Source organism: Paraburkholderia solisilvae (assembly GCF_902859875.1).
Taxonomy (GTDB): domain Bacteria; phylum Pseudomonadota; class Gammaproteobacteria; order Burkholderiales; family Burkholderiaceae; genus Paraburkholderia; species Paraburkholderia solisilvae.
In genome coordinates, this window is the sequence record NZ_CADIKF010000034.1 from 20,386 (window position 1) to 44,592 (window position 24,207).

The 24,207-nt window shown below is 63.9% G+C and carries 21 protein-coding genes; 5 read left to right on the forward strand and 16 right to left on the reverse strand.

All coding sequences use genetic code 11. The annotated features are described in order from the left end of the window. Positions 1-30 precede the first annotated feature (30 nt). The 7 genes from HV675_RS20330 to pilM all read right to left on the reverse strand — a co-directional run bounded on the left by HV675_RS20330 (position 31) and on the right by pilM (position 7,714). A complete protein-coding gene (locus HV675_RS20330; protein WP_175112911.1) occupies positions 31-1,269 on the reverse strand; it encodes a deoxyguanosinetriphosphate triphosphohydrolase in 1,239 nt (412 codons plus the stop codon). A 345-nt stretch (positions 1,270-1,614) separates the two neighbouring features. Beyond that, positions 1,615-2,691: a 3-dehydroquinate synthase gene (gene aroB / locus HV675_RS20335; protein ID WP_175112912.1), complete on the reverse strand. Its 1,077-nt coding sequence runs from the start codon at positions 2,689-2,691 to the stop codon at positions 1,615-1,617. A 38-nt stretch (positions 2,692-2,729) separates the two neighbouring features. After that, a complete protein-coding gene (locus tag HV675_RS20340; protein ID WP_175112913.1) occupies positions 2,730-3,281 on the reverse strand; it encodes a shikimate kinase in 552 nt (183 codons plus the stop codon). A 173-nt stretch (positions 3,282-3,454) separates the two neighbouring features. Further along, positions 3,455-5,077 carry a type IV pilus secretin PilQ gene (locus HV675_RS20345; RefSeq protein ID WP_175112914.1) on the reverse strand — a complete coding sequence of 541 codons (1,623 nt, stop codon included), beginning with the start codon at positions 5,075-5,077 and terminating at the stop codon, positions 3,455-3,457. Beyond that, a complete protein-coding gene (locus tag HV675_RS20350) occupies positions 5,074-6,018 on the reverse strand; it encodes a type IV pilus inner membrane component PilO (RefSeq protein ID WP_175112915.1) in 945 nt (314 codons plus the stop codon). Before HV675_RS20350 ends, HV675_RS20345 begins: the two co-directional genes overlap by 4 nt. Further along, positions 6,015-6,716, reverse strand: coding sequence for a fimbrial assembly protein (locus tag HV675_RS20355; protein WP_175112916.1), 702 nt, complete (start codon positions 6,714-6,716; stop codon positions 6,015-6,017). Before HV675_RS20355 ends, HV675_RS20350 begins: the two co-directional genes overlap by 4 nt. Then, on the reverse strand, positions 6,713-7,714 hold the full coding sequence (pilM, locus tag HV675_RS20360; protein WP_175112917.1) for a type IV pilus biogenesis protein PilM: 1,002 nt from the start codon (positions 7,712-7,714) through the stop codon (positions 6,713-6,715). The genes HV675_RS20355 and pilM overlap by 4 nt, the downstream gene beginning before the upstream one ends. 286 nt (positions 7,715-8,000) lie before the next feature. Between pilM and HV675_RS20365 the strand changes: the two genes are divergently transcribed. Further along, the gene (locus HV675_RS20365; protein ID WP_175112918.1) at positions 8,001-10,400 is read left to right on the forward strand and encodes a penicillin-binding protein 1A; all 2,400 of its coding nucleotides are present in this window, start codon (positions 8,001-8,003) and stop codon (positions 10,398-10,400) included. A gap of 170 nt (positions 10,401-10,570) precedes the next feature. Here HV675_RS20365 and cyaY read toward each other — a convergent pair whose 3' ends face one another. Then, positions 10,571-10,888 (reverse strand): iron donor protein CyaY, encoded by a 318-nt coding sequence (gene cyaY / locus HV675_RS20370; RefSeq protein ID WP_175112919.1) that lies wholly within the window; start codon positions 10,886-10,888, stop codon positions 10,571-10,573. 36 nt (positions 10,889-10,924) lie between these two features. Here cyaY and lptM point away from each other — a divergent pair, with 36 nt between their 5' ends. Further along, a complete protein-coding gene (gene lptM, locus HV675_RS20375; protein WP_175112920.1) occupies positions 10,925-11,245 on the forward strand; it encodes an LPS translocon maturation chaperone LptM in 321 nt (106 codons plus the stop codon). Positions 11,246-11,254: 9 nt separating this feature from the next. Further along, positions 11,255-12,517 (forward strand): diaminopimelate decarboxylase, encoded by a 1,263-nt coding sequence (gene lysA, locus HV675_RS20380; RefSeq protein ID WP_175112921.1) that lies wholly within the window; start codon positions 11,255-11,257, stop codon positions 12,515-12,517. On the opposite strand, the gene msrQ is transcribed toward lysA, so the two are convergent. The 5 genes from msrQ to HV675_RS20405 all read right to left on the reverse strand — a co-directional run bounded on the left by msrQ (position 12,506) and on the right by HV675_RS20405 (position 18,750). Next, positions 12,506-13,276 (reverse strand): protein-methionine-sulfoxide reductase heme-binding subunit MsrQ, encoded by a 771-nt coding sequence (msrQ, locus tag HV675_RS20385; protein ID WP_175112922.1) that lies wholly within the window; start codon positions 13,274-13,276, stop codon positions 12,506-12,508. The two genes, lysA and msrQ, sit on opposite strands and share 12 nt — an antisense overlap. 14 nt (positions 13,277-13,290) lie before the next feature. Continuing rightward, positions 13,291-14,286 carry a protein-methionine-sulfoxide reductase catalytic subunit MsrP gene (gene msrP / locus HV675_RS20390; RefSeq protein WP_175112923.1) on the reverse strand — a complete coding sequence of 332 codons (996 nt, stop codon included), beginning with the start codon at positions 14,284-14,286 and terminating at the stop codon, positions 13,291-13,293. 194 nt (positions 14,287-14,480) lie between these two features. Continuing rightward, positions 14,481-15,680: a c-type cytochrome biogenesis protein CcsB gene (ccsB, locus tag HV675_RS20395; protein ID WP_175112924.1), complete on the reverse strand. Its 1,200-nt coding sequence runs from the start codon at positions 15,678-15,680 to the stop codon at positions 14,481-14,483. Between the two features lie 4 nt (positions 15,681-15,684). Then, the gene (locus tag HV675_RS20400; RefSeq protein ID WP_175112925.1) at positions 15,685-17,910 is read right to left on the reverse strand and encodes a cytochrome c biogenesis protein ResB; all 2,226 of its coding nucleotides are present in this window, start codon (positions 17,908-17,910) and stop codon (positions 15,685-15,687) included. Between the two features lie 186 nt (positions 17,911-18,096). Continuing rightward, entirely contained in the window at positions 18,097-18,750 is a 654-nt protein-coding gene (locus HV675_RS20405) for a c-type cytochrome (protein ID WP_175112926.1), read from the reverse strand. Positions 18,751-19,113: 363 nt separating this feature from the next. Here HV675_RS20405 and yihA point away from each other — a divergent pair, with 363 nt between their 5' ends. Both yihA and hemB read left to right on the forward strand, forming a co-directional pair. Continuing rightward, complete coding sequence (gene yihA, locus HV675_RS20410; RefSeq protein WP_175112927.1) at positions 19,114-19,779, forward strand: ribosome biogenesis GTP-binding protein YihA/YsxC; 666 nt, start codon at positions 19,114-19,116, stop codon at positions 19,777-19,779. A 295-nt stretch (positions 19,780-20,074) separates the two neighbouring features. Beyond that, positions 20,075-21,073, forward strand: a complete 999-nt coding sequence (gene hemB, locus HV675_RS20415) for a porphobilinogen synthase (protein ID WP_175112928.1) — start codon at positions 20,075-20,077, stop codon at positions 21,071-21,073. 227 nt (positions 21,074-21,300) lie between these two features. Here hemB and dsbD read toward each other — a convergent pair whose 3' ends face one another. The 3 genes from dsbD to rplQ form a co-directional block, all read right to left on the reverse strand. Continuing rightward, positions 21,301-23,217, reverse strand: a complete 1,917-nt coding sequence (gene dsbD / locus HV675_RS20420) for a protein-disulfide reductase DsbD (RefSeq protein ID WP_175112929.1) — start codon at positions 23,215-23,217, stop codon at positions 21,301-21,303. Further along, on the reverse strand, positions 23,210-23,536 hold the full coding sequence (cutA, locus tag HV675_RS20425; RefSeq protein WP_175112930.1) for a divalent-cation tolerance protein CutA: 327 nt from the start codon (positions 23,534-23,536) through the stop codon (positions 23,210-23,212). Before cutA ends, dsbD begins: the two co-directional genes overlap by 8 nt. A gap of 263 nt (positions 23,537-23,799) precedes the next feature. Beyond that, positions 23,800-24,195 carry a 50S ribosomal protein L17 gene (rplQ, locus tag HV675_RS20430; protein ID WP_175112931.1) on the reverse strand — a complete coding sequence of 132 codons (396 nt, stop codon included), beginning with the start codon at positions 24,193-24,195 and terminating at the stop codon, positions 23,800-23,802. Positions 24,196-24,207: the final 12 nt, after the last annotated feature.

Below are 24,207 nucleotides of genomic sequence, written 5' to 3' on the forward strand. Positions count from 1 at the left end.
GATGGGCCGGCCGCACGAGCGAGCGGCAGGTCAATTGTCGTCGACGACGAAAAGCCGCGCGTACTCCTTCAGCGCATAGCGGTCGGTCATGCCCGCGATGTAATGGGCGATGAGGCGCGCCTGCGTCGACGGGTCCGACGACTGGTAGTTCGGCGGCAGCAGCCGCGCGTCTTCGCTGAACGCGTCGAAAAGGCCGGTCACCACGCGGCGCGCCTTGCTGGCCATGCGCATCACGCGATAGTGGCGATACAGGTTCTTGAACAGAAAGCGCTTGAGCGCCGTCGCTTGTGCGGACACCGCTTCGCTGTGCGCAACGAGCGGCGGCGCGACGCGAACGTCGTCGAGCGAGCGAGGGGCGTGGTGGATCAGATTGCGCGTCGTCGTATCGATCAGATCGACGATCAGCGTATTGATGACGCGCCGCACCGTCTCGTGAATCAGGCGGCGCCCTTCGATATGCGGATAGTCGCGGCGCGCGGCGTCGTAGTGCGTGCGCCATAGCTCGACTTCGGCGAGTTGATCGATCGTGATCAGGCCGGAGCGCAGGCCATCGTCGACGTCATGGTTGTTGTAGGCGATTTCGTCGGCGAGATTCGCGATCTGCGCTTCGATCGACGGCTGACGTCCTTGCAGGAAGCGCTCGCCGAGCGCGCCGAGCCGCCGCGCATGGTCGCGCGAGCAGTGCTTGAGAATGCCTTCGCGCGTCTCGAAACACAGATTCAGCCCATCGAACGCGCCATAGTGCTCCTCGAGTTCGTCGACGACCGCGAGGCTCTGCAGGTTGTGCTCGAAGCCGCCGTGCGCGCGCATACAGTCGTTCAGCGCGTCCTGCCCGGCATGGCCGAACGGCGTATGGCCGAGGTCGTGCGCAAGCGATATCGCTTCGACGAGGTCTTCGTTCACCCGCAGGTTACGCGCGACCGAGCGGGCAATTTGCGCAACTTCGAGACTATGCGTGAGCCGCGTGCGAAACAGATCGCCTTCGTGATTGACGAAAACCTGGGTCTTGTACTCGAGCCGCCTGAAAGCCGTTGAATGAACGATGCGGTCGCGGTCGCGCTGAAATTCGGTGCGCGCGCTCGGCGGCGCTTCCGGATGGCGGCGTCCGCGCGATTGCGCGGAATGCGCGGCGTACGGCGCGAGATGCGCCTCCAGCGCAGCGACGGACGGCAGCGACGCCGCGTGGTGCGGCGCGAGATCGGGCGCAAGATCGGACGCGGGAAACGCGCGAGGCGCGTCGGACGGATTGTCGCTGGGTCTTTCGGTCACCGGTCTCTCCGGAACATGAACGTGAACGTGACCGCGGCGATTGCGCCTGAGCGGGTTGGCGTCGGGGCGTGTCGCGTGTCGGATGTCGACGGTTGGCGGCGGCAGCGTCCGTTCAACCGGGCTCATTTGGCTCATTTGGCTCGCTTGACGCAATCGACGCAATCGACGCGTGTGGCGCAGTCGGCGCGTCGCTTAGCGTGTGACGGTGCTGCGTATGCCAGGCTGCGTGCGCCATGCTGCGTACCGTGTGGCGTGCCGACATCGGCGGTCGGCGGTCGGCGGTCGGCGGTCGGCGGTCGGCGGTCGGCGGTCGGCGGTCGGCGGTCGGCGGTCGGCGGTCGGCGCTTAGACGGTTGCCGCGAGTGTCGCGTTCACTGCATCGTCAGGCGCGCGCGTGATCAACGTCTCGCCGAAGCGCTTGAGCACAATGAACTTGATCTCGCCGGCTTCCGCCTTCTTGTCGACGCGCATCAGATCCACGTAACGCGCGGCGCCAAGCGCGGGCGCGCGCGTCGGCAAATGCGCGGCCTTGACGAGCGCCACCAGACGTTCACGCGACGCGTCGTCAAGATAACCGAGCCGCACCGACAGATCCGCCGCCATCACCATTCCGCAACCGACTGCCTCGCCGTGCAGCCACTCACCGTAACCGAGACCCGCTTCGATCGCGTGACCGAACGTATGGCCGAAATTGAGGATCGCGCGCAGACCGCCTTCGCGTTCATCGGCCGCGACAACCGATGCCTTGATTTCACACGACCGTTTGACCGCCTCGGCCAGCGCTTGCGGTTCGCAGCGATTCAACGCGTCGACGTTGGCTTCGATCCAGTCGAAGAACGCCGCATCCGCGATCGCACCCGTCTTGATCACTTCGGCGATGCCCGCCGCCAGCTCGCGCGGCGGCAGCGTGCGCAGCACGCCAATATCCGCGATCACCGCCTGCGGCTGGTAGAACGCGCCGATCATGTTCTTGCCGAGCGGATGGTTGATGCCGGTCTTGCCGCCCACCGACGAATCGACCTGCGACAGCAGCGTGGTCGGCACCTGGATGAACGGCACGCCGCGCATGTAGCACGCGGCAGCGAAGCCGGTCATGTCGCCGATCACCCCGCCGCCCAGCGCGATAAGCGTGGTTTTGCGATCGGCGCGCGCGCCGAGCAGCGCATCGAAAATCAGATTCAGCGTTTCCCAGTTCTTGTACGCTTCGCCATCCGGCAGCACGACGGTCGATACGCTCTTGCCGAGGGGGCCGAGCGCGCGGCGGAACGCGTCGCCGTACAGTGGCTCGACGGTCGTATTGGTGACGATCGTCACCGATGAGCCCGCGATATGCGGCGCGAACAGTTCGGTCTTGCCGATCAGATCGGCGCCGATATGAATCGGGTAGGCGCGTTCGCCCAAATCGACATTGACGGTAATCATGGAGGGACTCATGGTGCTCACAATGCTCATGCTCGCGATTATGACGCAGGAGGTTTGCCGACGCCGGACATCTCGAGCTGCATCAGCACCATGTTGACCAGCCCGTTGACCGACGGACGTCCGGTTTCGATCACGAAGTGCGCGCATTCGCGATAAAGCGGATCGCGCACTTCATACAGCGCTTCGAGCTTCGCTTTAGGGTCTTCCGTCTGCAGCAGCGGGCGGTTCTTGTCGCGCCGCGTGCGCAGCCACAAATCGTGCGGATTCGCGCGCAGATAGACGACCAGCCCGCGATTGCGCAGCGCATCGCGATTTTCAGGCCGCAGAATCGCACCGCCGCCCGTGGCGAGCACGATGCCGCTGCGGCTCGTCAGTTCTTCGATCACCTGCGCTTCGCGTTCGCGAAATCCCGCTTCGCCCTCGAGCTCGAAAATGACCGGGATGCGAGCGCCCGTGCGCTCCTCGATCTCGTGGTCTGAATCGAAGAACGGACGATCGAGCCGCCGCGCCACGGCGCGGCCGACGGTCGTCTTGCCCGCCCCCATGAGCCCTACGAAAAAAACATTGGCGTGTGCGTCCCGCGCTTGCAACGGTGTCCTCTTGCTGATCCGGTTGGTTCGTGCCGCAGCTTACTGTCAAAGCGGCCGGCTTGTCGAGCCTGCGGCCTCATGCGTACGTCATGTGCGCTTCGAGCGCGCCTCACGTGCCGCCCTGCGTGCGCCTCACGTGCACCCTGCATGTGGCCGGCCTGCACCCTTACGCGTCAATTCATCTGCACAACGGTCGGCGTGATAAAAACGACGAGTTCGCTGCGCGCATCGCGATGCGCCCGATGGCGAAAAAATGCGCCTAAAAGCGGTATTTTGCCCAGGACCGGCACACGCGTCACATCGTCGCGATCATCGGTCTCGTAAATGCCGCCGATCGACACGGTGCCGCCGTCCTCGACCTGCACGCGCGTTTGCACATGCTTGGTGTTGATCGCGGGCCCCGCCGCAGTCTGCTCGCCCACGCTGTCTTTTGCGACGTCGAGGTCGAGCACCACTTTGCCGTCCGGCGTGATTTGCGGCTCGACCTCGAGTTTCAGGCTCGCGCGGCGAAACTGCACGCCCGACACGCCCTGACCGACCTTCGCCTGATACGGCAGTTCCGTACCTTGCTCGACGATTGCCTTCATCCTGTCCGCTGTGACGACCCGTGGGCTCGACACGATCTGCCCGCGCCCTTCCGCTTCGAGCGCGCTCAGCTCGAGGTTGATCAGGCGCGTCGCGCGCGCCGCGAAAAGCGTCAGCCCCGCGGTCGCCGCATCGAACCCGGAGATCGGCCGCGCGGATAGATCCTGGACCGCGCCGTCCTTGCCGCCCACCACGCCGATCGCCGAGCCGTCCTCGCTGGTGCCGACCATCGACAGCTTCACACCGAGGTTGCGAGAAAACCCTCGCTCGCCTTCGACGATACGCGCTTCGATCATCACCTGGCGCGTCGGCCGGTCGATCGCCGCAATCAGCTGGGTGATTTGCGCGAGGCGGGCTTCAAGATCGGTGATGAAAAGCAGATTCGTGCGCGCATCGGCCGTCACTGCGCCGCGCTTCGACAACACGCGCTGATTACCGGACGCAGTCAGCATCTTGCGGACCTCGTCGGCGTGCGCATAGTGCAGCTCGAACGTGCGGCTCGCCAGCGGCTCGAGGTCTGCGCTGCGCGCGTGCGCCTCGAAGCGCTGCCGCTCGCGCGCGGCAAGTTCGGCAAGCGGCGCGACCCAGATCACGTTGCCGCGCCGCTCCATCGCCAGCCCGCTGACGTCGAGCAGCGTATCGAAAGCGGTGCGCCACGGCACCTTGTCGAGGTGCAGCGTGACGGCGCCGCGTGCCTTGTCGCTCGCGATGATGTTCAGACCGGTGAATTGCGCGAAAGCGTTCAGTACGGCGCCAAGCTCCGCGTGCCGGAAATTGAGCGAGATCGGCCGGTCGGGCGGCAGGTCGTCGGCGTCTGCCGCGCCTCGCGATGCCGAGAGCCGCGCGACCGGCGCAAGCGGTACCGGCGGTCCTTCCAGTGCGGCTTGCGGGTCTTCTACGCGCGATGCGTCAGGACGCGGTGTCGACCCGCCGCCGGGCGCCGTTTCTCGCAGCCCGGCATCGTCGGTGTTCCCCGCGACGGACGGTTCGGCAAACGCCTGCGCTTCTGCCGGCCCATCGAGCGCCGTATCCGGGCTGAACGGATTGCGCACGTCGCCCGACGTGACACGCGGCAACGGCGGTTCACCATACGGTGCGGGCGCATCGTTCAGCGGCAGCGGTTCAGGTAGCGGCGGCAGCGACGCATGCGCCGCCACCGTCACCATCGACGCCAGCGCAAGCGTCCACTTCGAACGGCGCGCTGCGCTCATCGCACCGCTTCCTCGAACGTCAACCGATGCTCGCTGCCGTCGCGCGCCGCGAGCGTCACGCCGAGCCTGTCGACGCGCGCGACGTTTTCGCCGCCGACGCGTTGCCCTGCTTCGAGCGTCGCTTCGCCGTCGGGCGTTTCGACCAGCCCGAGTCCGCGCGCGAGATCGTACAGAAGGCCGACGAGGCGAAACCCGGCCGCGTCCGGCTCAGCCACGCGCGCCTCGGGTCGCAAAGGCCACGAGAACGGGTCGTAGAACACGATGTCGTCATCGTCGTTCATGGTGATGTCGTCCGGGAACCCCGTTGCGAAATCATCGAGCGGACGAAGCGCGTCGAACACGTTCAGGGTCGCGCTGACCGACAGCAGACCGCCTGCCGGCCCGTCGTTCGTCCGCTTGACCAGCAGTTCGCCCGGCACGATTAGCACCGGCAGACTCGGCAACGCTTGCACGAACGCGAGCAATTGCGAAAAGTCGGCGAGCGCCGTCATGCGCAACGGACGCGCCGCATCGCTCCCGGCACCGGTCACCGCGCCGGGCTCGAGCGTGAGCAGCGTCATGCCGCCACGCGCGGCCAGTTGCGACACGATGCGCACATCATCTGTCGATGCGCCGCTATCGGACGACCGCTCCGGGCTTGTCGAATGCGCGGAACCCGCCGCTGCGCGCAGCGCCGGCAGTTCGCTGAGCGCGCGCTGTGCGCGCTCGAAACGGCGCTGTGTGTCGTCGAACAACGCATGCGCGGTTCGCGCGCCGGCAAGATCGGCTGCGACCCATGCATTTGCGCCGAGCGCGAACGTCACGAGCGCAATCAGACTCGCAACGAGCAACCGGCGTCGCACACGCCACGCATGCGACGGGACACGCAAACGCCCGGCCCGGCGCCGTGGCGTCATGCGCTGATTGATCGGACCGAAGCGGTCCGCGATAGCCATACTCATTTCACACCTCGCATATTGCCGCTTTGAACCGGCCGCGCGTCGGCAGGCACAGGCCTGCGTGGCGTCGGTTCACGCGCACCATTCCAGGAAAGACGCGCCGAAAATTCGATCGCGCCGCTCGCGTTTTGCAAAGCGCCGCGCGCGGGGGTCGCCGCGCGGCGCAGGTCTTTCACTTCGGCATCCTTGACTCCACGTATTGCGCCCAGGCGCTTCACCCATGCAGCGGGCGCGGCATGATCGCGCGCCGTTGCGAGCAGTTCCGTCTCGTGATCGCGCTGACGCAGTTGCAGCACCGCGACCTGCTCGTCGCGCTCGCGGCTTAGCGCATCCAGCAGCGCCAGCAGATGCGCGAGCGGTTCGGAAAGCGTCGCCGCGCGCGCGATGCGCATGCGTGCGTCGTTGGCATCGCGCGTGAGCCGGGCATGTTCGGCGAGCGGCGCAGCCAGTTGCGCGAGCGAACGCTCGAATGACGTGCGTTGCGCGTCCAGCTTCATGCGATCGACCGCCTGCCACGCGGCGAGCGCGAGTACCGCGACCGTGCCGGCCACCATCGCAGCGCACGCTACGACGACGCGACGCCGCCGTTCAGCGCGCGCGCTGCGCTGCCGGTGCGGCAGCAGATTGAACCCACCCAGCCACACCGGACGCACACGCCTCGGACGCACGGCCGCGCCGAAGCGCAACGTGGGGCACTTCATTCGTAGACGCCGCGCACGGCGAGACCGAAGGCGACCGCACAGGCCGGATCGCGCAGCAGTTCGGACTCGTACGACTCATCGACCTGGCAAAGCAGCGCGCACTGGAACGGCAACACCGTGCAGCCCAGCACATCGCCGATGTCCGCCATCGACAACGAGACGCCATCGAGCAGGCCGACGTCGCCAGCAACGAACACCGACGCGAGTTCACGGCCGCCACTGAGCTCACGCAACGCTTCGGCGAGACTGCCGTGCTCCGGCGCCGGATAGCGCATATAGGCGGCGATCTCGTCGTCGGTGATGCGCCAGCCGTAGACACCGTCACTGCCGATCCAGAGGGCCACGTATTCGTCGTTCATCTCGAGTTCGCTCGCCGCTGCATAGCGCATTGCCCGCAGCGCCGCATGCGGCTCGCCGTCGATCGCCGTCAACGAAATGCCGGCAATGGCCGCGCATTCGATGCGCGCTTCGAGATGCTGCCGCCCGGTGGCGGCGATCGTCACCTCGCCCTCGATAGGCGACGACTCGTCGATATACCAGTCGAACGCGAGCGCGTGCCGCTCGATGCCCGCAATACGCTCGATCTCGACCAGCACTGCGGGCTCGAGGGTGGCCAGCACGTTGCCGTTCGAGTATTGCAGCTTCGGCAGCGGCCCGAAGCGCCGCAGGTGCGGCGCAAGCCGCTCGAGCGGCACGTTTGCCGTCAACGTCGCGGAGCCTGGAACGGCCATCGCGCATTGCAACGAAAACAGGATGCGCTCCGTCGCAAGGCAATCGAACAGTTCGTTCAACGCTTGCGCGACCGCCTGCCGGTCCACGATCTCGGTGCCCGCCATCGCGCCGGGCCGCAGCGGCATCTGCGCAACGCAATCGACCCGTACCGGCCCATCGCCGCACACGCGCCGGCTCAGCACTACGAGCCGCACCGCTTGCGGACTCACATCGATGCCAGCCGAGAACCGGCGCACCGCCATTTGCAATGAAGTTTTCAACGCCATCTTGCCTCCCTTTCACCAACCCGCGAACAACCCATTCGAACGCGGACAACGGAAAGGATTGTGCTGAGACTGCGCGGTCTGCGAAATTCGGCCGAATGGCTAACGCGCGCCGAAGCAGTGTGCGGACGAGGCCGGAGGCGCTACAGTGATGTCATTCCGTGAGGCTGTTCTCATGAGCGCTTGCAGGCGTCCCTGGAGATGGGCGCCAGCGGTCGATGCAATGTAAGCGCATCGAAAGCTATGAGTGAGCACGGCTATAATCGCGGGACTGGTTTCTGGTGGTCATATGCAACAAACGTCGACTCCTTCGTCTTCGCCGCCGGCGCCCCGCAAACGCAGGCGTCCGTTGTGGCTCACGCTTATTCTTGCTTTCGTAGGACTGATCGTCGCGGGCATCCTGTGCGTCGTGCTCGTGCTCGGCTATGCGCTGGTCGTCGCGACACCCAATCTGCCGTCGCTCGACGCGCTCACCGACTATCAACCGAAGGTGCCGCTGCGTATCTACACGGCCGATCATGTGCTGATCGGCGAGTTCGGCGAGGAGCGCCGCGACATCGTCCATATTCGCGACGTGCCCGACAACCTCAAGAAAGCGGTGCTCGCGATCGAGGACGCGCGCTTTTACGATCACGGCGGCGTCGATCTGACCGGCATCGCGCGCGCGGGCTTCGTCGCGCTGACGAACGGGCACGCGACGCAGGGCGCGAGCACGATCACGATGCAGGTTGCGCGCAACTTCTTTCTGTCGAGCGAGAAGACGTACACGCGCAAGGTGTACGAAATGCTGCTCGCGTACAAGATCGAATCGAAGCTGTCGAAGGATCAGATTCTCGAGGTCTACATGAATCAGATCTATCTCGGGCAGCGCGCCTACGGCTTTGCGAGTGCGGCGCGCGTGTACTTCGGCAAGGATCTGAAAGACCTCACGCTTGCCGAATGCGCGATGCTCGCCGGTCTGCCGAAAGCGCCGTCCGCGTATAACCCGGTTGTCAACCCGAAGCGCGCAAAGGTGCGCCAGGAATACATCCTGCAACGGATGCTCGAGCTGCGCTACATCACGCAGCAGCAATATGACGACGCGGCGCGCCAGCCGCTCGTCGTCAAGGGCGCCGGCAAGGAATTCAGCGTGCACGCGGAGTACGTCGCCGAAATGGTCCGGCAGATGATGTATGCGCAGTACCGCGAAGAGGCGTACACGCGCGGCCTGAACGTGGTCACGACAATCGACTCCGCCGATCAGGACGTCGCCTATCGCGCGCTGCGCAAAGGCCTGATGGACTACGAGCGCCGGCACGGTTATCGCGGTCCGGAGGCGTTCATCGACTTGCCGAACGATGCGGACGATCGAGAACAGGCGATCGACGATGCGCTGCTCGAACATCCGGACAACGGTGAAATCTTCGCCGCGGTCGTCACGTCCGCGACCCCGAAGCAGGTGCAGGCCACGTTGATCGGCGGCAATTCCGTGACGATCAGCGACGGCGGATTGCGTTACGCCGCGTCCGCGCTGAACCCGCGCGCGCAGCCGAACCAGCGGATCCGTCCGGGCGCGATCATCCGTGTCGTGACGAACGACGACGGCGACTGGTCGATCACGCAACTGCCGCAAGTGGAAGGCGCGTTTGTCTCGATCGTGCCGCAGGACGGCGCGATCCGCTCGCTGATCGGCGGCTTCGACTTCAACAAGAACAAGTTCAACCATGTGACGCAGGCGTGGCGCCAGCCGGGTTCGAGTTTCAAGCCGTTCATCTATTCCGCGTCGCTCGAAAAGGGTCTCGGGCCGGCGACCGTCATCAACGACGCGCCGCTCTTTTTCAGCGCCGCCGAGACCGGCGGCCAGGCGTGGGAGCCGAAGAACTATGGCGGTGGTTTCGACGGCCCGATGACCATGCGCACGGCGCTGCAAAAGTCGCGGAACCTCGTGTCGATCCGCATTCTGAACCAGATCGGCACGAAGTACGCGCAGCGGTACATCACGCAGTTCGGCTTTGATGCGGACCGTCATCCCGCGTACCTGCCAATGGCGCTCGGCGCGGGTCTCGTCACGCCGCTGCAAATGGCGGCCGCCTATTCGGTGTTCGCAAACGGCGGCTATCGGATCAATCCGTATCTGATCGCGGAAGTGACCGATCAGCGCGGCGCCGTCGTCGCGCATGCGCAGCCGCTCGTTGCCGGGCAAAGCGCACCGCACGCGATCGAGCCGCGCAATGCGTATGTGATGAACAGCCTGCTGCAAAGCGTAGCGCAACGCGGCACGGGCGCGAAATCGAATGTGTTGAAGCGCACCGACCTCGCGGGCAAGACCGGCACCACGAACGATTCACGCGACGCGTGGTTCGCCGGCTACCAGCACACGCTCACCGCGATCGCGTGGATCGGCTACGACAACCCGCGCAGCCTCGGCGACAAGGAGACCGGCGGCGGACTCGCGCTGCCGGTGTGGATCGACTACATGGCCCGTGCGCTCAAGGGCGTGCCCGAGTACAGGATGCCGATGCCGCAAGGTGTCGTCACGCTCGGCGACGAGCTGTATCTGGATGGCTTTACGCCGGGCAATGGTTTTGTCGCGGCGGTCGGCGTCACGCTACCGCAGCCGGGCGAGGAGGCGAGCGGAGCCGGCGTCGCGCCGGAACAGGTTGGCGAACAGGAGAAGCAGGACATCATGAACCTGTTCCGCGGGCATTAGCGGGGGCTGGTTGGTACTGGCGGGGGCTGGCCGGGTGCTTGCAGCTGCTGGCGCGCATCAACAGGCTCTCCGGCGCGCCGCCGCCCCATTCCCGAACCATCGCCCATGCGTCGCACAAGCGCCATTTTCAGAAGCCGATCACCGCGCAGCGCGACGCGCCACAACACCATTCAAGGTGCAATGCGCACCGGCTCCCCTGCCTGCTGCGTCGCGTAGTCCGACAGTGCGGCGAAAAATTCCGTGCCGTTGCGTGTATCGCGCCATGCGTCATCGACGAAACGGAAGTGGTAGCCGCCCGATTTCGCGGCAATCCAGATCTCGTGCATCGGCGGCTGCAGGTTCACAATAATCTTCGTCCCGTTCTCGAATTCGAGCGTCAGAACATTGCCGCTGCGCTCGAACTCGATATCGGCGTCGGAGTAGTCGAGTGCGCGCTCGACCGCCGTCAGCACGGCCTCGGCACGAGCCAGGTAATCAGTATCGGACATGCTAAACTCCAGCGGATTCGTTATACAGGGACAGTTATGCGAGCCGTTTTCCGGATGAGCGCGATTGTAGCGGCTTTGTCCATTCTCGCAGCGGGCACGCTTGCCGGCTGCGGGCAACGCGGTCCGCTTTATCTGCCTACCGTACCACCGCTGCCGCCCAAGCCGCCGCAAGAACAGACACAACCACCGTCGCCGGAAGACGTGAAACCGACGCCGGATACGGCATCATCGAGCATTCCGGACACGTCGGGCGCCGCGCTGACGCTCTCGCCTGACGACTCGATGCAGATGCCCGCCAGCGGTTCCACCGTACCCAACCCGCAACAGCCCGCATCCGGCGTTCCTCAAGCTCAATAAGACCTTCGCATGACTCGATCAGCTTTCGCCCACGTCGATGGCGTGCTGCACGCCGAACGCGTGTCCGCCGTGTCGCTCGCCGAGCGCTTCGGCACGCCGCTTTACGTCTACTCGCGCGCCGCGTTGACCGACGCGTGGCAAGCCTATGCGGGCGCATGCGCGGGCCGACGTGCGAGCGTTCACGTCGCCGTGAAGGCGAACAGCAATCTGGCGGTGCTCAATGTATTCGCGCGCATGAACGCGGGCTTCGACATCGTGTCGGGCGGCGAGCTGGCGCGCGTGCTGGCTGCGGGCGGCAAGGCGGAAAACACCGTGTTTTCGGGCGTCGGCAAGAGCGCCGCTGAAATGCGCGATGCGCTCGTGGCCGGCGTCAAATGCTTTAACGTCGAATCGATTCCGGAGCTCGACCGCCTGAACGAAGTCGCGGGTTCGATCGGCAAGCGGGCGCCGGTGTCGCTGCGCGTGAATCCGGATGTCGATGCGAAAACGCATCCGTACATCTCGACGGGGTTGAAGTCGAACAAGTTCGGCGTCGCATTCGACGATGCACGTGCAACCTATCGCGCGGCGGCCGCGATGCGGCACCTCGAAGTGATCGGCATCGATTGCCACATCGGCTCGCAGATCACCGAAGTCGCGCCGTATCTCGATGCGGTCGACCGGCTGCTCGAACTCGTCGCGCAGATCGAAGCGGACGGCGCGACCGTGCGCCATATCGACGTCGGCGGCGGTCTCGGCATCACGTACGACAACGAAACGCCACCCGATATCGGCGTATTCGTGCGCACCGTGCTCGACCGGATCGACGCGCGTGGGCATGGGCACCGCGAAGTGTACTTCGAGCCGGGCCGGTCGCTGGTCGGCAACGCCGGCATTCTGTTGACGCGCGTCGAGTTTCTGAAGCCCGGCGCGGAAAAGAATTTCGTGATCGTCGACGCGGCGATGAACGACCTCGCGCGCCCCGCCATGTACGAGGCGTATCACGCGATCGAGCCGGTGGTGATGCGCTCCGCGCCGCAACAGGTATACGACGTGGTCGGTCCGGTCTGCGAAAGCGGCGACTGGCTGGGCCGCGACCGGGCGCTGGCCGTCGAACCGGGCGATCTGCTCGCGGTCCGCTCGGCCGGTGCGTACGGTTTCGTGATGAGCTCGAACTACAACACGCGCCCGCGTGCGGCTGAAGTGATGGTCGACGGCGACAAGGTGCACCTGGTTCGCGCGCGGGAAGACGTGCAGCAGCTGTTTGCCGGCGAAGCGCGGCTACCGGACTGACGCCGAAGAAGAGGCAGAGGCAGAGGCGTGCCGACGCCGCGCGGCCCGCTCGCGCGCCCACACGATCAGCCGCCAGCCGAGCAGCGCGATGACAATCGCACCGTAGATCTTCGGCAAGATCAGATCGTGCTTGCCGGCCTTCATCCACCAGAAGTGCAGAATCGCGAGCGTCGCGATCAGATAGATCGCGCGATGCAGCACCTGCCAGCGGCGGCCGAGCCGGCGCACCATCGCTTTCGGCGATGTCACGGCAAGCGGAATCAGCAGCACGAACGCGGCAAAGCCGACGGTGATGAACGGCCGCTTGCCGATGTCCTTCAGAATTTCGGCGACGTCAAACCACTTGTCGAACCAGAAATACGTCGTGAAGTGCAGCGCGCCGTAAAAGAACGCATAGAGACCGAGCATCCGGCGAAACCGCAGCAACGCATTGACGCCGGTGAGCTTGCGTAACGGCGTGACGGCTAGCGTGATGCAAAGGAACACGAGCGTCCACAGTCCGGTCGAGCGCGTGATGAATTCGATCGGATTCGCGCCCAGCTGACCGGTAAAGCCGAACAGCACGAGCCGCCCGAGCGGATAGAGCGCCGCGATAAACACCGCGATCTTCACCGGCACGACCCAGCGCGCCCCGGCCGCCGCGGCAGGCCGTTTCGTCGCCGCAACGACGCCGGCCGCACCTGCGGCGCCGCCAGTCGCGGATGGCGACGAGCGCTGCGCGTTGCCGCCTCCGGGTACCGCTTGCGTGTCCGTTGCCATCTGCGTCTTCCCGCTCAGAAATATTTCTTCAGGTCCATGCCCTGATACATCGACGCGACCAGATCGCCGTAGCCGTTGAACATCAGCGTCTTGCGCTTCGGCGTGAAAAAGCCGTCTTCGCCGATCCGGCGTTCGGTGGCCTGACTCCAGCGCGGATGGTCGACGTTCGGGTTGACGTTCGAATAGAAGCCGTATTCGTGCGGCGCATAGGTGTTCCAGCTGGTCGGCGGCTGCTGCTCGACAAAGCGGATTTTCACCAGTGACTTCGCGCTCTTGAAGCCGTACTTCCACGGCAGGACAATGCGCACCGGCGCGCCGTTCTGATTCGGCAGCACCTGGCCGTACAGGCCCATCGTCAGCAGCGTCAGCGGACTCATCGCTTCATCCATCCGCAGGCCTTCCGAATACGGCCAATCGAGAATCGGGTCCGACAGGCCGGGCATCTGCGACGGATCGGCTAGCGTGATGAACTGCACATACTTGGCGTTGCCGGTCGGCTGCGCGCGCTTGATCAGTTCGGACAACGGCACGCCGACCCACGGAATCACCATCGACCAGCCCTCGACGCATCGATGCCGGTACACGCGCTCCTCGAGCGGCGCGAGCTTCAGCAACTCGTCGATATCGTAGACTTTCGGGTTCTTCACCTCGCCTTCGACGCTCACCTTCCACGGACGCGGCCGCAGCGTGCCCGCGTGATGCGCCGGGTCGGACTTGTCGGTGCCGAACTCATAGAAGTTGTTGTACGTGGTGATGTCCTGATACGGCGTCGCCTTGTCGGCTACGACAAATTTCGGATTGGTCTTTGCCGCCAGCTTCTGGGCCTTCGAATCGGGCGACGAGAACGCCGCAAATGCGTCGCCGGGCGCGCCGATCAGTCCGCCGAGCGCCGCGGCGCCGGCTGCCTGCAGCACGCGCCGCCTGTTTTCAAATATCCGCTGCGGGGTGATCTCGCTGCGCGGAATGTCGTCGCCGGCCAGCCGCGACGCGCCGGTTCGCCTGATCCACATGATGCTGCTCCTCGCGCGCCTGCCCCGGCCCGCTCATTGATGGTTCGACCCGTGGTCGATGTGGTCGTCCACTACTTCCTGTTGTAGCAAACGAAAGAGATTCCGAAATCATCCCGTACCAGCATAAAAAAACCGCCGGTGCAGCGCACACGGCGGTTGTTTGGTCGGCTTCCGGCCGTGGATATGACAGCTTGCTACAGCTTTCCGTAGCTGTGCAGCCCGGAGAGGAACATATTCACGCCGAGGAACGCGAACGTCGTGACCAGCAGGCCGGTGAGCGCCCACCATGCGGCGACCGCGCCGCGCAGTCCCTTCATCAGGCGCATATGCAACCATGCCGCATAGTTCAGCCAAACGATCAGCGCCCAGGTTTCTTTCGGATCCCAGCTCCAGTAGCCGCCCCACGCCTCGGCGGCCCACAGCGCGCCGAGGATGGTCGCGACGGTGAAGAACGCAAAGCCGACCGCGATCGACTTGTACATCAGGTCGTCGAGCACATCGAGCGTGGGCAGCCGGTCGGCCAGCACGCCGCGCTCTTTCATCAGATACGCGACGCCGACCATCGCCGACAGCGCGAAGCTGCCGTAACCGATGAAGTTGGCCGGCACGTGGATCTTCATCCACCAGCTCTGCAGCGCCGGCACGAGCGGCTGGATCTGCTGCGCATCGCGCGCGATCGAATACCACATCAGGAAGCCGACCGCGGCGGTGATGACGAGCAGCACGAAGGCACCGAGCGCGCGCGTGTTGTAATGCGATTCGTAATACAGATAGAAAAGCGCGGTGATCAGGCTGAACAGCACGAACACTTCGTACAGGTTCGAGATCGGAATATGGCCGACGTCCGCGCCGATCAGATACGACTCGTACCAGCGCACCATCAGGCCGGTGAAACCCATCAGCACGGCCGCCCACGTCATCTTCGAACCGATTGCGGCGCCCACCGGCGAACGCGATAGCAGGCCGATCCAGTAGAAGAGCGTGGCGAACACAAAGAGCGCGCTCATCCAGAGAATCGCGGACTGGCTCGACAGGAAATATTTGAGGAAAAACGCGTTATCGGCGCGCGACAGGTCGCCGTGGTAAATCTGGATGGCCAGCAGCGACAGTGCCGCGATGCCGATCATCAGAGGCCGCACCGGTTTCCAGCGCCAGCCGAGCACGACGAACACCGGCACCGAGCACACCAGCACCAGCTTGTCGTAATAGTTCATGAACCCGTGGTAGCGCGTCAGCGCAAACCCCGCACCGCCGACCAGCACCAGCGCGAATAGCCAGTCGAACGCTTTGAGACGCTTCAGGAACGGGCGGTCGTCGAGCAGGCCGCTGTATGCCGCGGGCGCGGCGCCGGGCCGTTGGGAAGGCGTGGAGGAGGAAACCTGAGTCAAGTCCATGATCTTACCGGTTCGAATCTTGTGGGCCGGTTGCCGGCGCAGCCGGATGGCTGCCGCCGCCGGACGCAGCGGACGCTACGGAATCGTCGGCCGGTTTGGCGCCGAGCACCGCACCGACCGCATCGCGCGTCTCTTTGAACTCTTTGTCGAAGTCGAACGTCTTGCGTGCGCTCGACATCGCCATCACGACGTTCACGCCGCGATCCGTGTCTTTGAGCCAGAACCACAGGCGCCGTTCGCGCACATAGAACATCGAGAAGATGCCCAGCACGAGGAGCAGGCTGCCAAGATACACGACTTTTTTGCCCGGCGCGCGCGTCAACTGAAATACCGAAGCTTGCACCTGCTTGAAGGAGTCGAGTTGCAGATAAACCGGCGATCCGTACAAAAAGCTGTCAGAAATTGCATTGATCGAGTTCTGCACGAAACGGCTGGACGCATCGCCGGGCTGCACCGGCGCCTCGCCCGCTTGCGTGCGCGACAGCTGCCAGACGTCCCACATCGCGCCTTCCAGCATGCGCAGCAACAGTCCCGCCGCCTTCTCCTGCTCGGCTTTCGGCACCGAATGGTCGATAAACGTCGCGATCGCCTGGAAGCCGCCGAACGCCTGGCCGCGCGGCGGCGTGCCCAGACTGCTGTCGGCGCCGGCAAACAGCGTCAGGACGCGCACCGCGCTCTCCTCCAGGTGCTGCTGCAATTCCTGATTCGAGCCCGGCACCGAACGCTGCGCGAATCGATGCGCGGCTTCGGCGCGCGTCGCCGGATTTTCCAGCGCCGCGCGCAGGTTCATCCACTCCTTGACCGTGCCGCCCTCGTCCGCGGGGATGCGCAGGTAGCGGAACGAATCGTCCGGATTCGTGCGCATGCCGGCGAGGAACACGCGATCGCCGGCAACCTCGACCGGCAGCATGTAGTTGTTGTACTCGCGCGCCTGGCCGTCCTTGTCGCGCACTTTGTATTGCACCGACGGCCCGACATTGTGCAGATCGAGCGGCCTGGATGTCTTCGCGCCGGAACCGAGGCGCTCATCGAACGCCTGTTGCAGCGTTTGATGCGCCGCGACGCCGCGCGCGTCGGTCTGGCCGCTGCCGTTCGTGATGTTTTCGACGTTGATCGCGCGGAAATCGGCGAATTCGACAGTCTGGCCGTCCTCGCCGGGAACGTTGCCCGTGAGCGGCGTGGAACTGCCGATCGTGCCGTCGAACGGTACCGTTTTCGCGCTGCCGCCGCTCATCGGATACGCGGTCATCTTCATCTCCGAGCCGCCGTCCTGGAAGCTCGACTGATAGATCGACACGCCGTCGTACTCGAAGGGCTTGTTCACCTCGACGCGAGCCGGAATGCGCTGGCCAGTCTTATGGTCGATCACGACGATGTCGCTCGCGAAAAGCTTCGGCATCCCCGTCGTGTAGTAATCGACGATGAACTTGTCGAGCTGGATCGAGAACGGCAGATCCTGGATCAGCGAACCGTTCGGCTCGTTCAGAATCGCAGTCGACACGTGCTGCCCTTCGGGCACCCACGCGTAACCGCGGAACGTCGGATTCGACTGCGACAGCCGATGCTCGGGCGGGATGTCGTTGATCACCGTATTGCTGCTGATCGGCGATTTATCGAAGAGCCACATCTGCAGCTTGATCGGCAGATTGCTGTCGAGCAGGCCGCCGATGCAGATGATCACGATCGCAAGATGCGCCGAGATATAGCCGAGCTTCGTCATCGCGCCGCGCTTCGCGGCAATCAGCGTTGCGCCGTCGGACTCGCGCGTGACGAACCTGTAGCCGAGCTTGCCGGACAGTTGCGACAGCGTCGCGGCAGCCTCGGCGCGCGAACCCTGCGCGACGAACTCACCCTTGTGATGGAACGCGCGCAGACTCGCTTCGCGCACCTTGTCCTTCCAGCTCTTCGTATCGGCGATCATCTTCGGCGCATTGCGGATCACGCACAGCGACACCGACGTGATCAGAAAGCCGAGGATCAGCATGAACCACCACGCGCTGTACACCGTGTAGAGGCTGAGTGACCGGAAGATGTCCGCCCAGAACGGGCCGAACTGATTGACGTAGTTCGGGTACGGGTCGTCCTGAGTCAGCACGGTGCCGATGATGCTCGCGATTGCGAGGATCACCAGCATCGCGATCGCAAAGCGCATCGAGCTAAGCAACTCGATGAGTTCGCGCGCGATTCGCTGGCGCGATTTCGACTGCAGACCCGATGTGGTAACGCTCATTCAAACTCCGACTGAACAGCAAAAAAGGGTGCAGGGCCGTCGCATCGCGGCGACGCCCTCACCCTTTTCTTGTTTTTTGCCCGCTTTGACGACGGGCTCTACGACTCGTCAGCAGACCGTGCACGCATAGCGGCAATGGTCTGCCCGGTTCGCCGCCAAGTCCGCGCGACTGGTGCGGACGCTAGCTTAATGCAAACCGGCGATGTAATCAGCGACGGCCTTGATTTCACTATCCGAGAGACGCTGCGCGATAGCATGCATCGCCTCGTTGTTGTTGCGCGCGCCCGGCCCTTGCTGGAACGCGGTCAACTGCGCCGCAACGTACTCGGCCCACTGCCCCGACAGCCGCGGATACTGCGACGGAATGCCCTGGCCGGTCGGCCCGTGGCAACCTGCGCAGGCCGGCACGCCCTTATCCGCGATGCCCGAGCGGTAGATCTTTTGTCCGAGCGGGACCGTGTCCTTGTTGTGCGCGTAGCCGGGCTTCGGCACCTGCGTGGAGAAATACGCGGCCACGTTCACCATGTCCTGGTCGGACAGCGCGCCCGAGATGCCGGCCATGATCGGATTGCTACGCGCGGGCTGCTTTGCGCCCGGCTGCGTTTTGAAATCCTTGAGCTCTTTGACGAGGTATTCCGGATGCTGGCCGGCGAGTTTCGGATACGCACCGCCTGCGCTATTGCCATCCGCACCGTGACACGAAGCGCATACCTGCGCTGCGATTGCCTGCCCCCGATTCAAATCCGGCTTTGCCTGCTCTGCCGCTTTTGCCTGTACCGCCAAACCTGAAAGACCTACCGCTGTGTGAAGCACCACCAGCATCCTGCCCAGTCGATTCATTCGCACACCCTGTTTCGTCTTGTGGGAATTAGAGGTTCTGCAAAATACGACGGCGACCGAATTACCTGATTGAATTACCCCATGTCACGCAACTCAAGCCAGGCAACGCTGTTACGCATTGAGCGTGCGCCTTGTTGCATACGGCTTTACAGGTTTTCAGTAAACCATCGTATTGTACAATAACTCGCTAATCGCGAAGACGCCAGTCGGGCTTGCCCCGCAGCCAGTCCGGACACGGCCTTCGACGCGCGCTGGAAAAATGCCCTTCACGCGGGGCCGATATGCCCCGCTTCTGCCCGTTCCACCGTTGCCAGGCATCGCTCCGTGCGTCGTCAGGTCCTGCATTCCATTCCGGTCTCTTTCATGTCCTTTCTGCTCCACCAGGCCCGCTTTTTCACCACGGTCAATCATTTGCGCGATCTGCCGAGCACCGCGCAACCTGAAATTGCATTTGCCGGGCGCTCGAATGCGGGCAAGTCCACGGCGATCAACGTGCTGTGCAATCAGAAGCGTCTCGCGTTCGCCAGCAAAACGCCGGGGCGTACGCAGCACATCAACTACTTCTCGGTCGGGCCGGCCGACGAGCCGGTCGCGCATCTGGTCGATCTGCCGGGTTATGGCTATGCGGAAGTGCCAGGCGCCGCGAAGGCGCACTGGGAAGCCTTGCTGTCAACTTACTTGCAGTCGCGCGCGCAGTTGCGCGGCATGATCCTGATGATGGATTCGCGCCGCCCGCTCACCGAACTGGACCGGCGCATGATCGAGTGGTTCGCGCCCACCGGCAAGCCGATTCATACGCTGCTGACCAAATGTGACAAATTGACGCGTCAGGAAGGCACCAACGCGCTGCGCACGACACAAAAAGGGTTTGCCGAGTATCGTGCGGCCGGCTATCAGGGCGAACTCACCGCGCAGCTCTTTTCCGCGCTCAAGCGCATCGGTTTCGAAGAAGCACATGAGTTGATCGAGAGCTGGGTTGCGCCCGATATCGGCAGCGATCCGGCCGACGATTCGGGCAGCGCGGCGTGATTGCGGCCATTGTCGAATGCCGCGCGGCTGACGCGCTCGTTCGCGACGATGGGCTTGGCGCCGCAGAACGTACGCCCAGCAACAGCGAGCGCAGTTTCCGGCCGACCATAAAAAAACCCGCCGCACATTGACGGCGGGTTAAACAGCCTAATCGAAAAACGACAGGCACCCGCTCAGGGAGGAGAAGCGGGGAGGTCGGCGCAGCGCGCCTTGCTCGATCGGTATGATATACCATTGTCTCAAAAAGTTTCTGGCACCCACCCGCCCTCGGTTTCACATTCGCACGAGTTTCGATATGAGTTTTTACCCGCATCACCGTCCGCGCCGGATGCGGCGCGACGAGTTCTCGCGCCGCATGATGCGCGAGAACGTTCTCACCACTAATGACCTGATCTATCCGGTGTTCGTCGTCGAAGGCGCCAACGTGCGGCAGGCCGTGCCTTCGATGCCCGGCGTCGAGCGCGTGTCGGTGGATCTGCTGATGGGCGTGGCCGAACAGTGCGTCGCATTGGGCGTGCCGGTGTTGTCGCTGTTCCCGGCGATCGAAGCGTCGCTGAAAACGCCCGACGGCCGCGAAGCGACCAACTCCGCCGGCCTGATCCCGCGTGCCGTGCGCGAATTGAAGAAGCACTTCCCCGAGCTCGGCGTGCTGACGGACGTCGCACTCGATCCTTACACCAGCCACGGCCAGGACGGCGTGCTCGACGAAGCCGGTTATGTGATCAATGACGCCACTGTCGAGATTCTGGTCGAACAGGCGAAGGCGCAGGCCGAAGCGGGCGTCGATATCGTTGCGCCGTCGGACATGATGGACGGCCGTATCGGTGCGATCCGCGAGATGCTCGAGAGCGAGGAGCACATCCACACGCGGATCATGGCGTATTCGGCCAAGTTTGCGTCGGCGTTCTACGGGCCGTTTCGCGATGCGGTCGGTTCCGCGGCGAATCTCGGCAAGAGCAACAAGATGACGTATCAGCTCGACCCCGCCAATTCGGACGAAGCGATGCGCGAAATTCGCGCCGACATCGATGAAGGCGCGGACATGGTGATGGTCAAGCCGGGCATGCCGTATCTCGACATCGTGCGCCGCGTACGCGACGAGTTTCATTTTCCGACGTATGTGTATCAGGTCAGCGGTGAGTACGCGATGTTGAAGGCAGCCGCGCAGAACGGCTGGCTCGATCACGACAAGGTGATGATGGAATCGCTGCTCGCGTTCAAGCGCGCAGGTGCGAACGGCATCCTGACGTATTTCGCCCTCGACGCGGCGCGGCTGCTTCGCGCGCAGAAGTGAACGGTTGATTCTTGACAGGGATGTCGTGAATTGCAGGTTTGCGTAGTGTGGGCCTTGCGTGTGCCTTGAAGTAGTGCGGTATGCAAGGCGACGCGCGACGAGCATTGCAGTCGCGGCAAATTGAGAAAGCGGAGCATTCGTCGTTCAGAATGCTCCGCTTTTTTGTTGGTTTGCTTCGTTGATGTAACGCCGATGTGCGTACCGCGCTTTCGCGCCGGCGGCATCGATCAGGACTGCGGTAACGGTTGCGCAGCGGCGACGCGATCGAGGCTGCGCAGGAACGTATCGGCCGATTCGTATCCGACGACGCGCAGCACCTCTTTGCCATCCTGATTGAAAAAGATGATGCCCGGCGGTCCGAACAGATTGAACCGCTTCAGCAACGCCTGGTCGTCGGTATTGTTGGCGGTGACGTCAGCGCGCAGAAGTTTCAGTTGCTTTAAGCGCGCATTCACGCGCGGGTCGCTAAACGTGAATTTCTCCATTTCCTTGCAGCTGACGCACCAGTCCGCATAGAAGTCGAGCATCGCGGGCTGCGCAGCCGATTTGACGACCTGATCCAGCTGCCCTGACGAGCTGACCGGCGCGAACGCCAGATCGCTTTGTACATTGGCAGTCGGATTCACAGCGCCGTTTGCAGTCGGGCCTGGGCCTGCAGCGCGGCTGGCGAGCACGGCAAGCGGCCGAAGCGGGTCGCTCGATCCCGCGGCCACCCCGACGAGCAGGACCGCGGCCCAGATCGCGAAGGCGGCGCCGAGACCACGTCCGAGGCCACGCCAGACCGAGCTGCTGCCCGCCTGCTGCGGCGAAAAGAGTCCCAATGCCGCGGCGGCGATAAGCAGCCAGAGCACGCTCAACAGCATCTGCGCGGTGCCACCGAGCACCGGCCACACGATCCACAGCGCGGCGCCAAGCAGGACGACGCCGAAAAACACCTTCACGCTGTCCATCCACCCGCCGGCACGCGGCAGAAGCGTGCCGGCGCCCAAGCCGATGATAAGCAGCGGCACGCCGAGCCCGATTCCCATCGAGAACAAAGCGGCACCGCCTAGCACCGCGTTGCCGGTATGCGCGATAAACGCGAGCACCGCGAACAGCGGCGCGGTCATGCACGCGCCGACCACGAGCGCCGACAGCGCGCCCATCACAGCGACGGCGGCGAACTTGCCGCCCGAGCGCCGCTCGGAGACGCTCGACACACTGTTTTGCCAGCGCTGCGGCAACGCGATATCGACGCCGGCGATCAGCGTCACGGCGAACGCGGTCAGCAGGATGCCGAATGCGCCGAGCACCCAGGGGTTTTGCAGCCACGCGCCGAGGCTCTGGCCGACAAGCGCGGCGGCGATACCGAGTGCGGTGTAGACGAGCGCCATGCCGATTACGTACGCGAGCGACAACGCGAAGCCGCGCGCACGCGTGACACGAGCACCTTCCCCGATGATGATCGCGGACAGGATCGGAATCATCGGGTAAGAGCACGGCAGCAGGCTCAGCACCATGCCCGCGACGAAGTACAAGCCGACGATCGCGAAGAATCCCCCGCCCTGCAGCAACGATTGGGCGTAGTCCGCGCTGGTCGCGCGTTCGTACCAGTTGCCTTGGCTGGACGTCGTGGAGGATTTTGCTGTTTGTTGTATCGCGTTGCTCGTCGCGCCCGCTGCGGCAGACTGCAGCGCGGCGCCGTCGACGTGATACACACGCTCCATCGGCGGATAACAGATGCCCGCGTCGGCACACCCCTGCGACGTCACGGCCAGATCGAATGCTCCGGCCGCCTGCTTGACGGGGATACGGATCGTCAGCTCGTTGCGATACGTTTCGACGTTTTTCTGGAACGTCTCATCAAACTTGATATGCCCGGCGGGCAATTGCGGATCGCCGATCGTCGAGGTGCCGTTGCGGACTGCAAAGGAAAAACGTTCGCGGTACATGTAGTAGCCGTCCGCGATCTTGTAATGGACGTCGACCTCGCCGGGTTGTTCCGTCGCGCTGAATTTGAACGCGACGGCCGGGTCGAGAAAATCGTCGGCGGCGCGCGCCACGCCGGCTGAAAACAGCGCAATAAGCAGACTCGCGAACAGCAACTTGAACAGCTTGGCAACGCGCGCGACGTCGCGCGATGGCGAATTCAGGCAGTTAAACATGGATCGGACGTTGAGTTTCGGTATTGACCCACTGCCCGTACGCGGCCGACGCAATGGCCTGCCACGAAAGGATTTCCGGGGTGTCGTAAGGATGATGCGACAGGATGAACTGCTCGAGCTCCTGTGCCCGGCCCACGCTTGTTTTGAACAGTATTTGCACTTCATCGGCTGATTCGATCTTGCCCTGCCAGTGAAAGCTCGATCGCACCGCGCCCAGCTGCGTTGCGCATGCCGCGAGGCGCGCGGCCAGAATGGCTGACATCAGCTTTTCGGCGGCGGTCGTGTCAGGCATCGTGGTCAACATCAGGATCACGTTCATCGTCTGCGACGCCTCCTCAAGCTGTGCAGAATCTGCACGCACTATCGTATCACCTGGCAGATTGGGCCTCCGGCTTTGGGTGCTGCCTTGCGCTGCCGTATGCCACCTGAGCTGCCTTGCGCTGCCTTGCGCTGCCTTGCGCTGCCTTGCGGCCAAAGTGTATTCGGCCCGTGCCTGCGCCGCGGCGTCACAACGCGCCTTAAAGCAAAAAACCAGGCACGAGGCCTGGTTTTTTGTGTTCTTCGTATCAGCCGACAGCAAGCTTATTCAGCTTCAACGACGTTCTCGGCTTCTGCCGGCTCCGGACGGTCGAGCAATTCGACCAGCGCCATCGGCGCATTGTCACCGACGCGGAAACCGAACTTCAGAATCCGCAGGTAACCACCCGGACGGTTCGCGAAACGCGGACCGAGCACGTCAAACAGCTTCGTGACCGAGTCACGATCGCGCAGGCGGTTGAACGCCAGACGACGGTTCGCGAGCGACGGCTTCTTGCCGAGCGTGATCAGCGGCTCGACGACTTTACGGAGTTCCTTCGCCTTCGGCACCGTGGTCTTGATGACTTCGTGCTCGATCAGCGAGTTGGACATGTTACGGAGCATTGCCAGACGGTGGCTGCTCGTGCGGTTCAGTTTCCGCAGGCCATGGCGGTGACGCATTTCAATTTCCTT

Excerpts from the sequence above, each read along its gene's own strand:
- rplQ (WP_175112931.1), bottom strand. The coding sequence starts at position 24,195 with ATGCGTCACCGCCATGGCCTGCGGAAACTGAACCGCACGAGCAGCCAC.
- msrQ (WP_175112922.1), bottom strand. The coding sequence starts at position 13,276 with ATGGCAACGGACACGCAAGCGGTACCCGGAGGCGGCAACGCGCAGCGC.
- HV675_RS20350 (WP_175112915.1), bottom strand. The coding sequence starts at position 6,018 with ATGAGTATGGCTATCGCGGACCGCTTCGGTCCGATCAATCAGCGCATG.
- dsbD (WP_175112929.1), bottom strand. The coding sequence starts at position 23,217 with ATGTTTAACTGCCTGAATTCGCCATCGCGCGACGTCGCGCGCGTTGCC.
- HV675_RS20405 (WP_175112926.1), bottom strand. The coding sequence starts at position 18,750 with ATGAATCGACTGGGCAGGATGCTGGTGGTGCTTCACACAGCGGTAGGT.
- msrP (WP_175112923.1), bottom strand. The coding sequence starts at position 14,286 with ATGTGGATCAGGCGAACCGGCGCGTCGCGGCTGGCCGGCGACGACATT.
- HV675_RS20365 (WP_175112918.1), top strand. The coding sequence starts at position 8,001 with ATGCAACAAACGTCGACTCCTTCGTCTTCGCCGCCGGCGCCCCGCAAA.
- HV675_RS20400 (WP_175112925.1), bottom strand. The coding sequence starts at position 17,910 with ATGAGCGTTACCACATCGGGTCTGCAGTCGAAATCGCGCCAGCGAATC.
- ccsB (WP_175112924.1), bottom strand. The coding sequence starts at position 15,680 with ATGGACTTGACTCAGGTTTCCTCCTCCACGCCTTCCCAACGGCCCGGC.
- HV675_RS20355 (WP_175112916.1), bottom strand. The coding sequence starts at position 6,716 with ATGAAGTGCCCCACGTTGCGCTTCGGCGCGGCCGTGCGTCCGAGGCGT.
- cutA (WP_175112930.1), bottom strand. The coding sequence starts at position 23,536 with ATGAACGTGATCCTGATGTTGACCACGATGCCTGACACGACCGCCGCC.
- lptM (WP_175112920.1), top strand. The coding sequence starts at position 10,925 with ATGCGAGCCGTTTTCCGGATGAGCGCGATTGTAGCGGCTTTGTCCATT.
- HV675_RS20345 (WP_175112914.1), bottom strand. The coding sequence starts at position 5,077 with ATGAGCGCAGCGCGCCGTTCGAAGTGGACGCTTGCGCTGGCGTCGATG.
- yihA (WP_175112927.1), top strand. The coding sequence starts at position 19,114 with ATGTCCTTTCTGCTCCACCAGGCCCGCTTTTTCACCACGGTCAATCAT.
- hemB (WP_175112928.1), top strand. The coding sequence starts at position 20,075 with ATGAGTTTTTACCCGCATCACCGTCCGCGCCGGATGCGGCGCGACGAG.
- pilM (WP_175112917.1), bottom strand. The coding sequence starts at position 7,714 with ATGGCGTTGAAAACTTCATTGCAAATGGCGGTGCGCCGGTTCTCGGCT.
- cyaY (WP_175112919.1), bottom strand. The coding sequence starts at position 10,888 with ATGTCCGATACTGATTACCTGGCTCGTGCCGAGGCCGTGCTGACGGCG.
- lysA (WP_175112921.1), top strand. The coding sequence starts at position 11,255 with ATGACTCGATCAGCTTTCGCCCACGTCGATGGCGTGCTGCACGCCGAA.
- aroB (WP_175112912.1), bottom strand. The coding sequence starts at position 2,691 with ATGATTACCGTCAATGTCGATTTGGGCGAACGCGCCTACCCGATTCAT.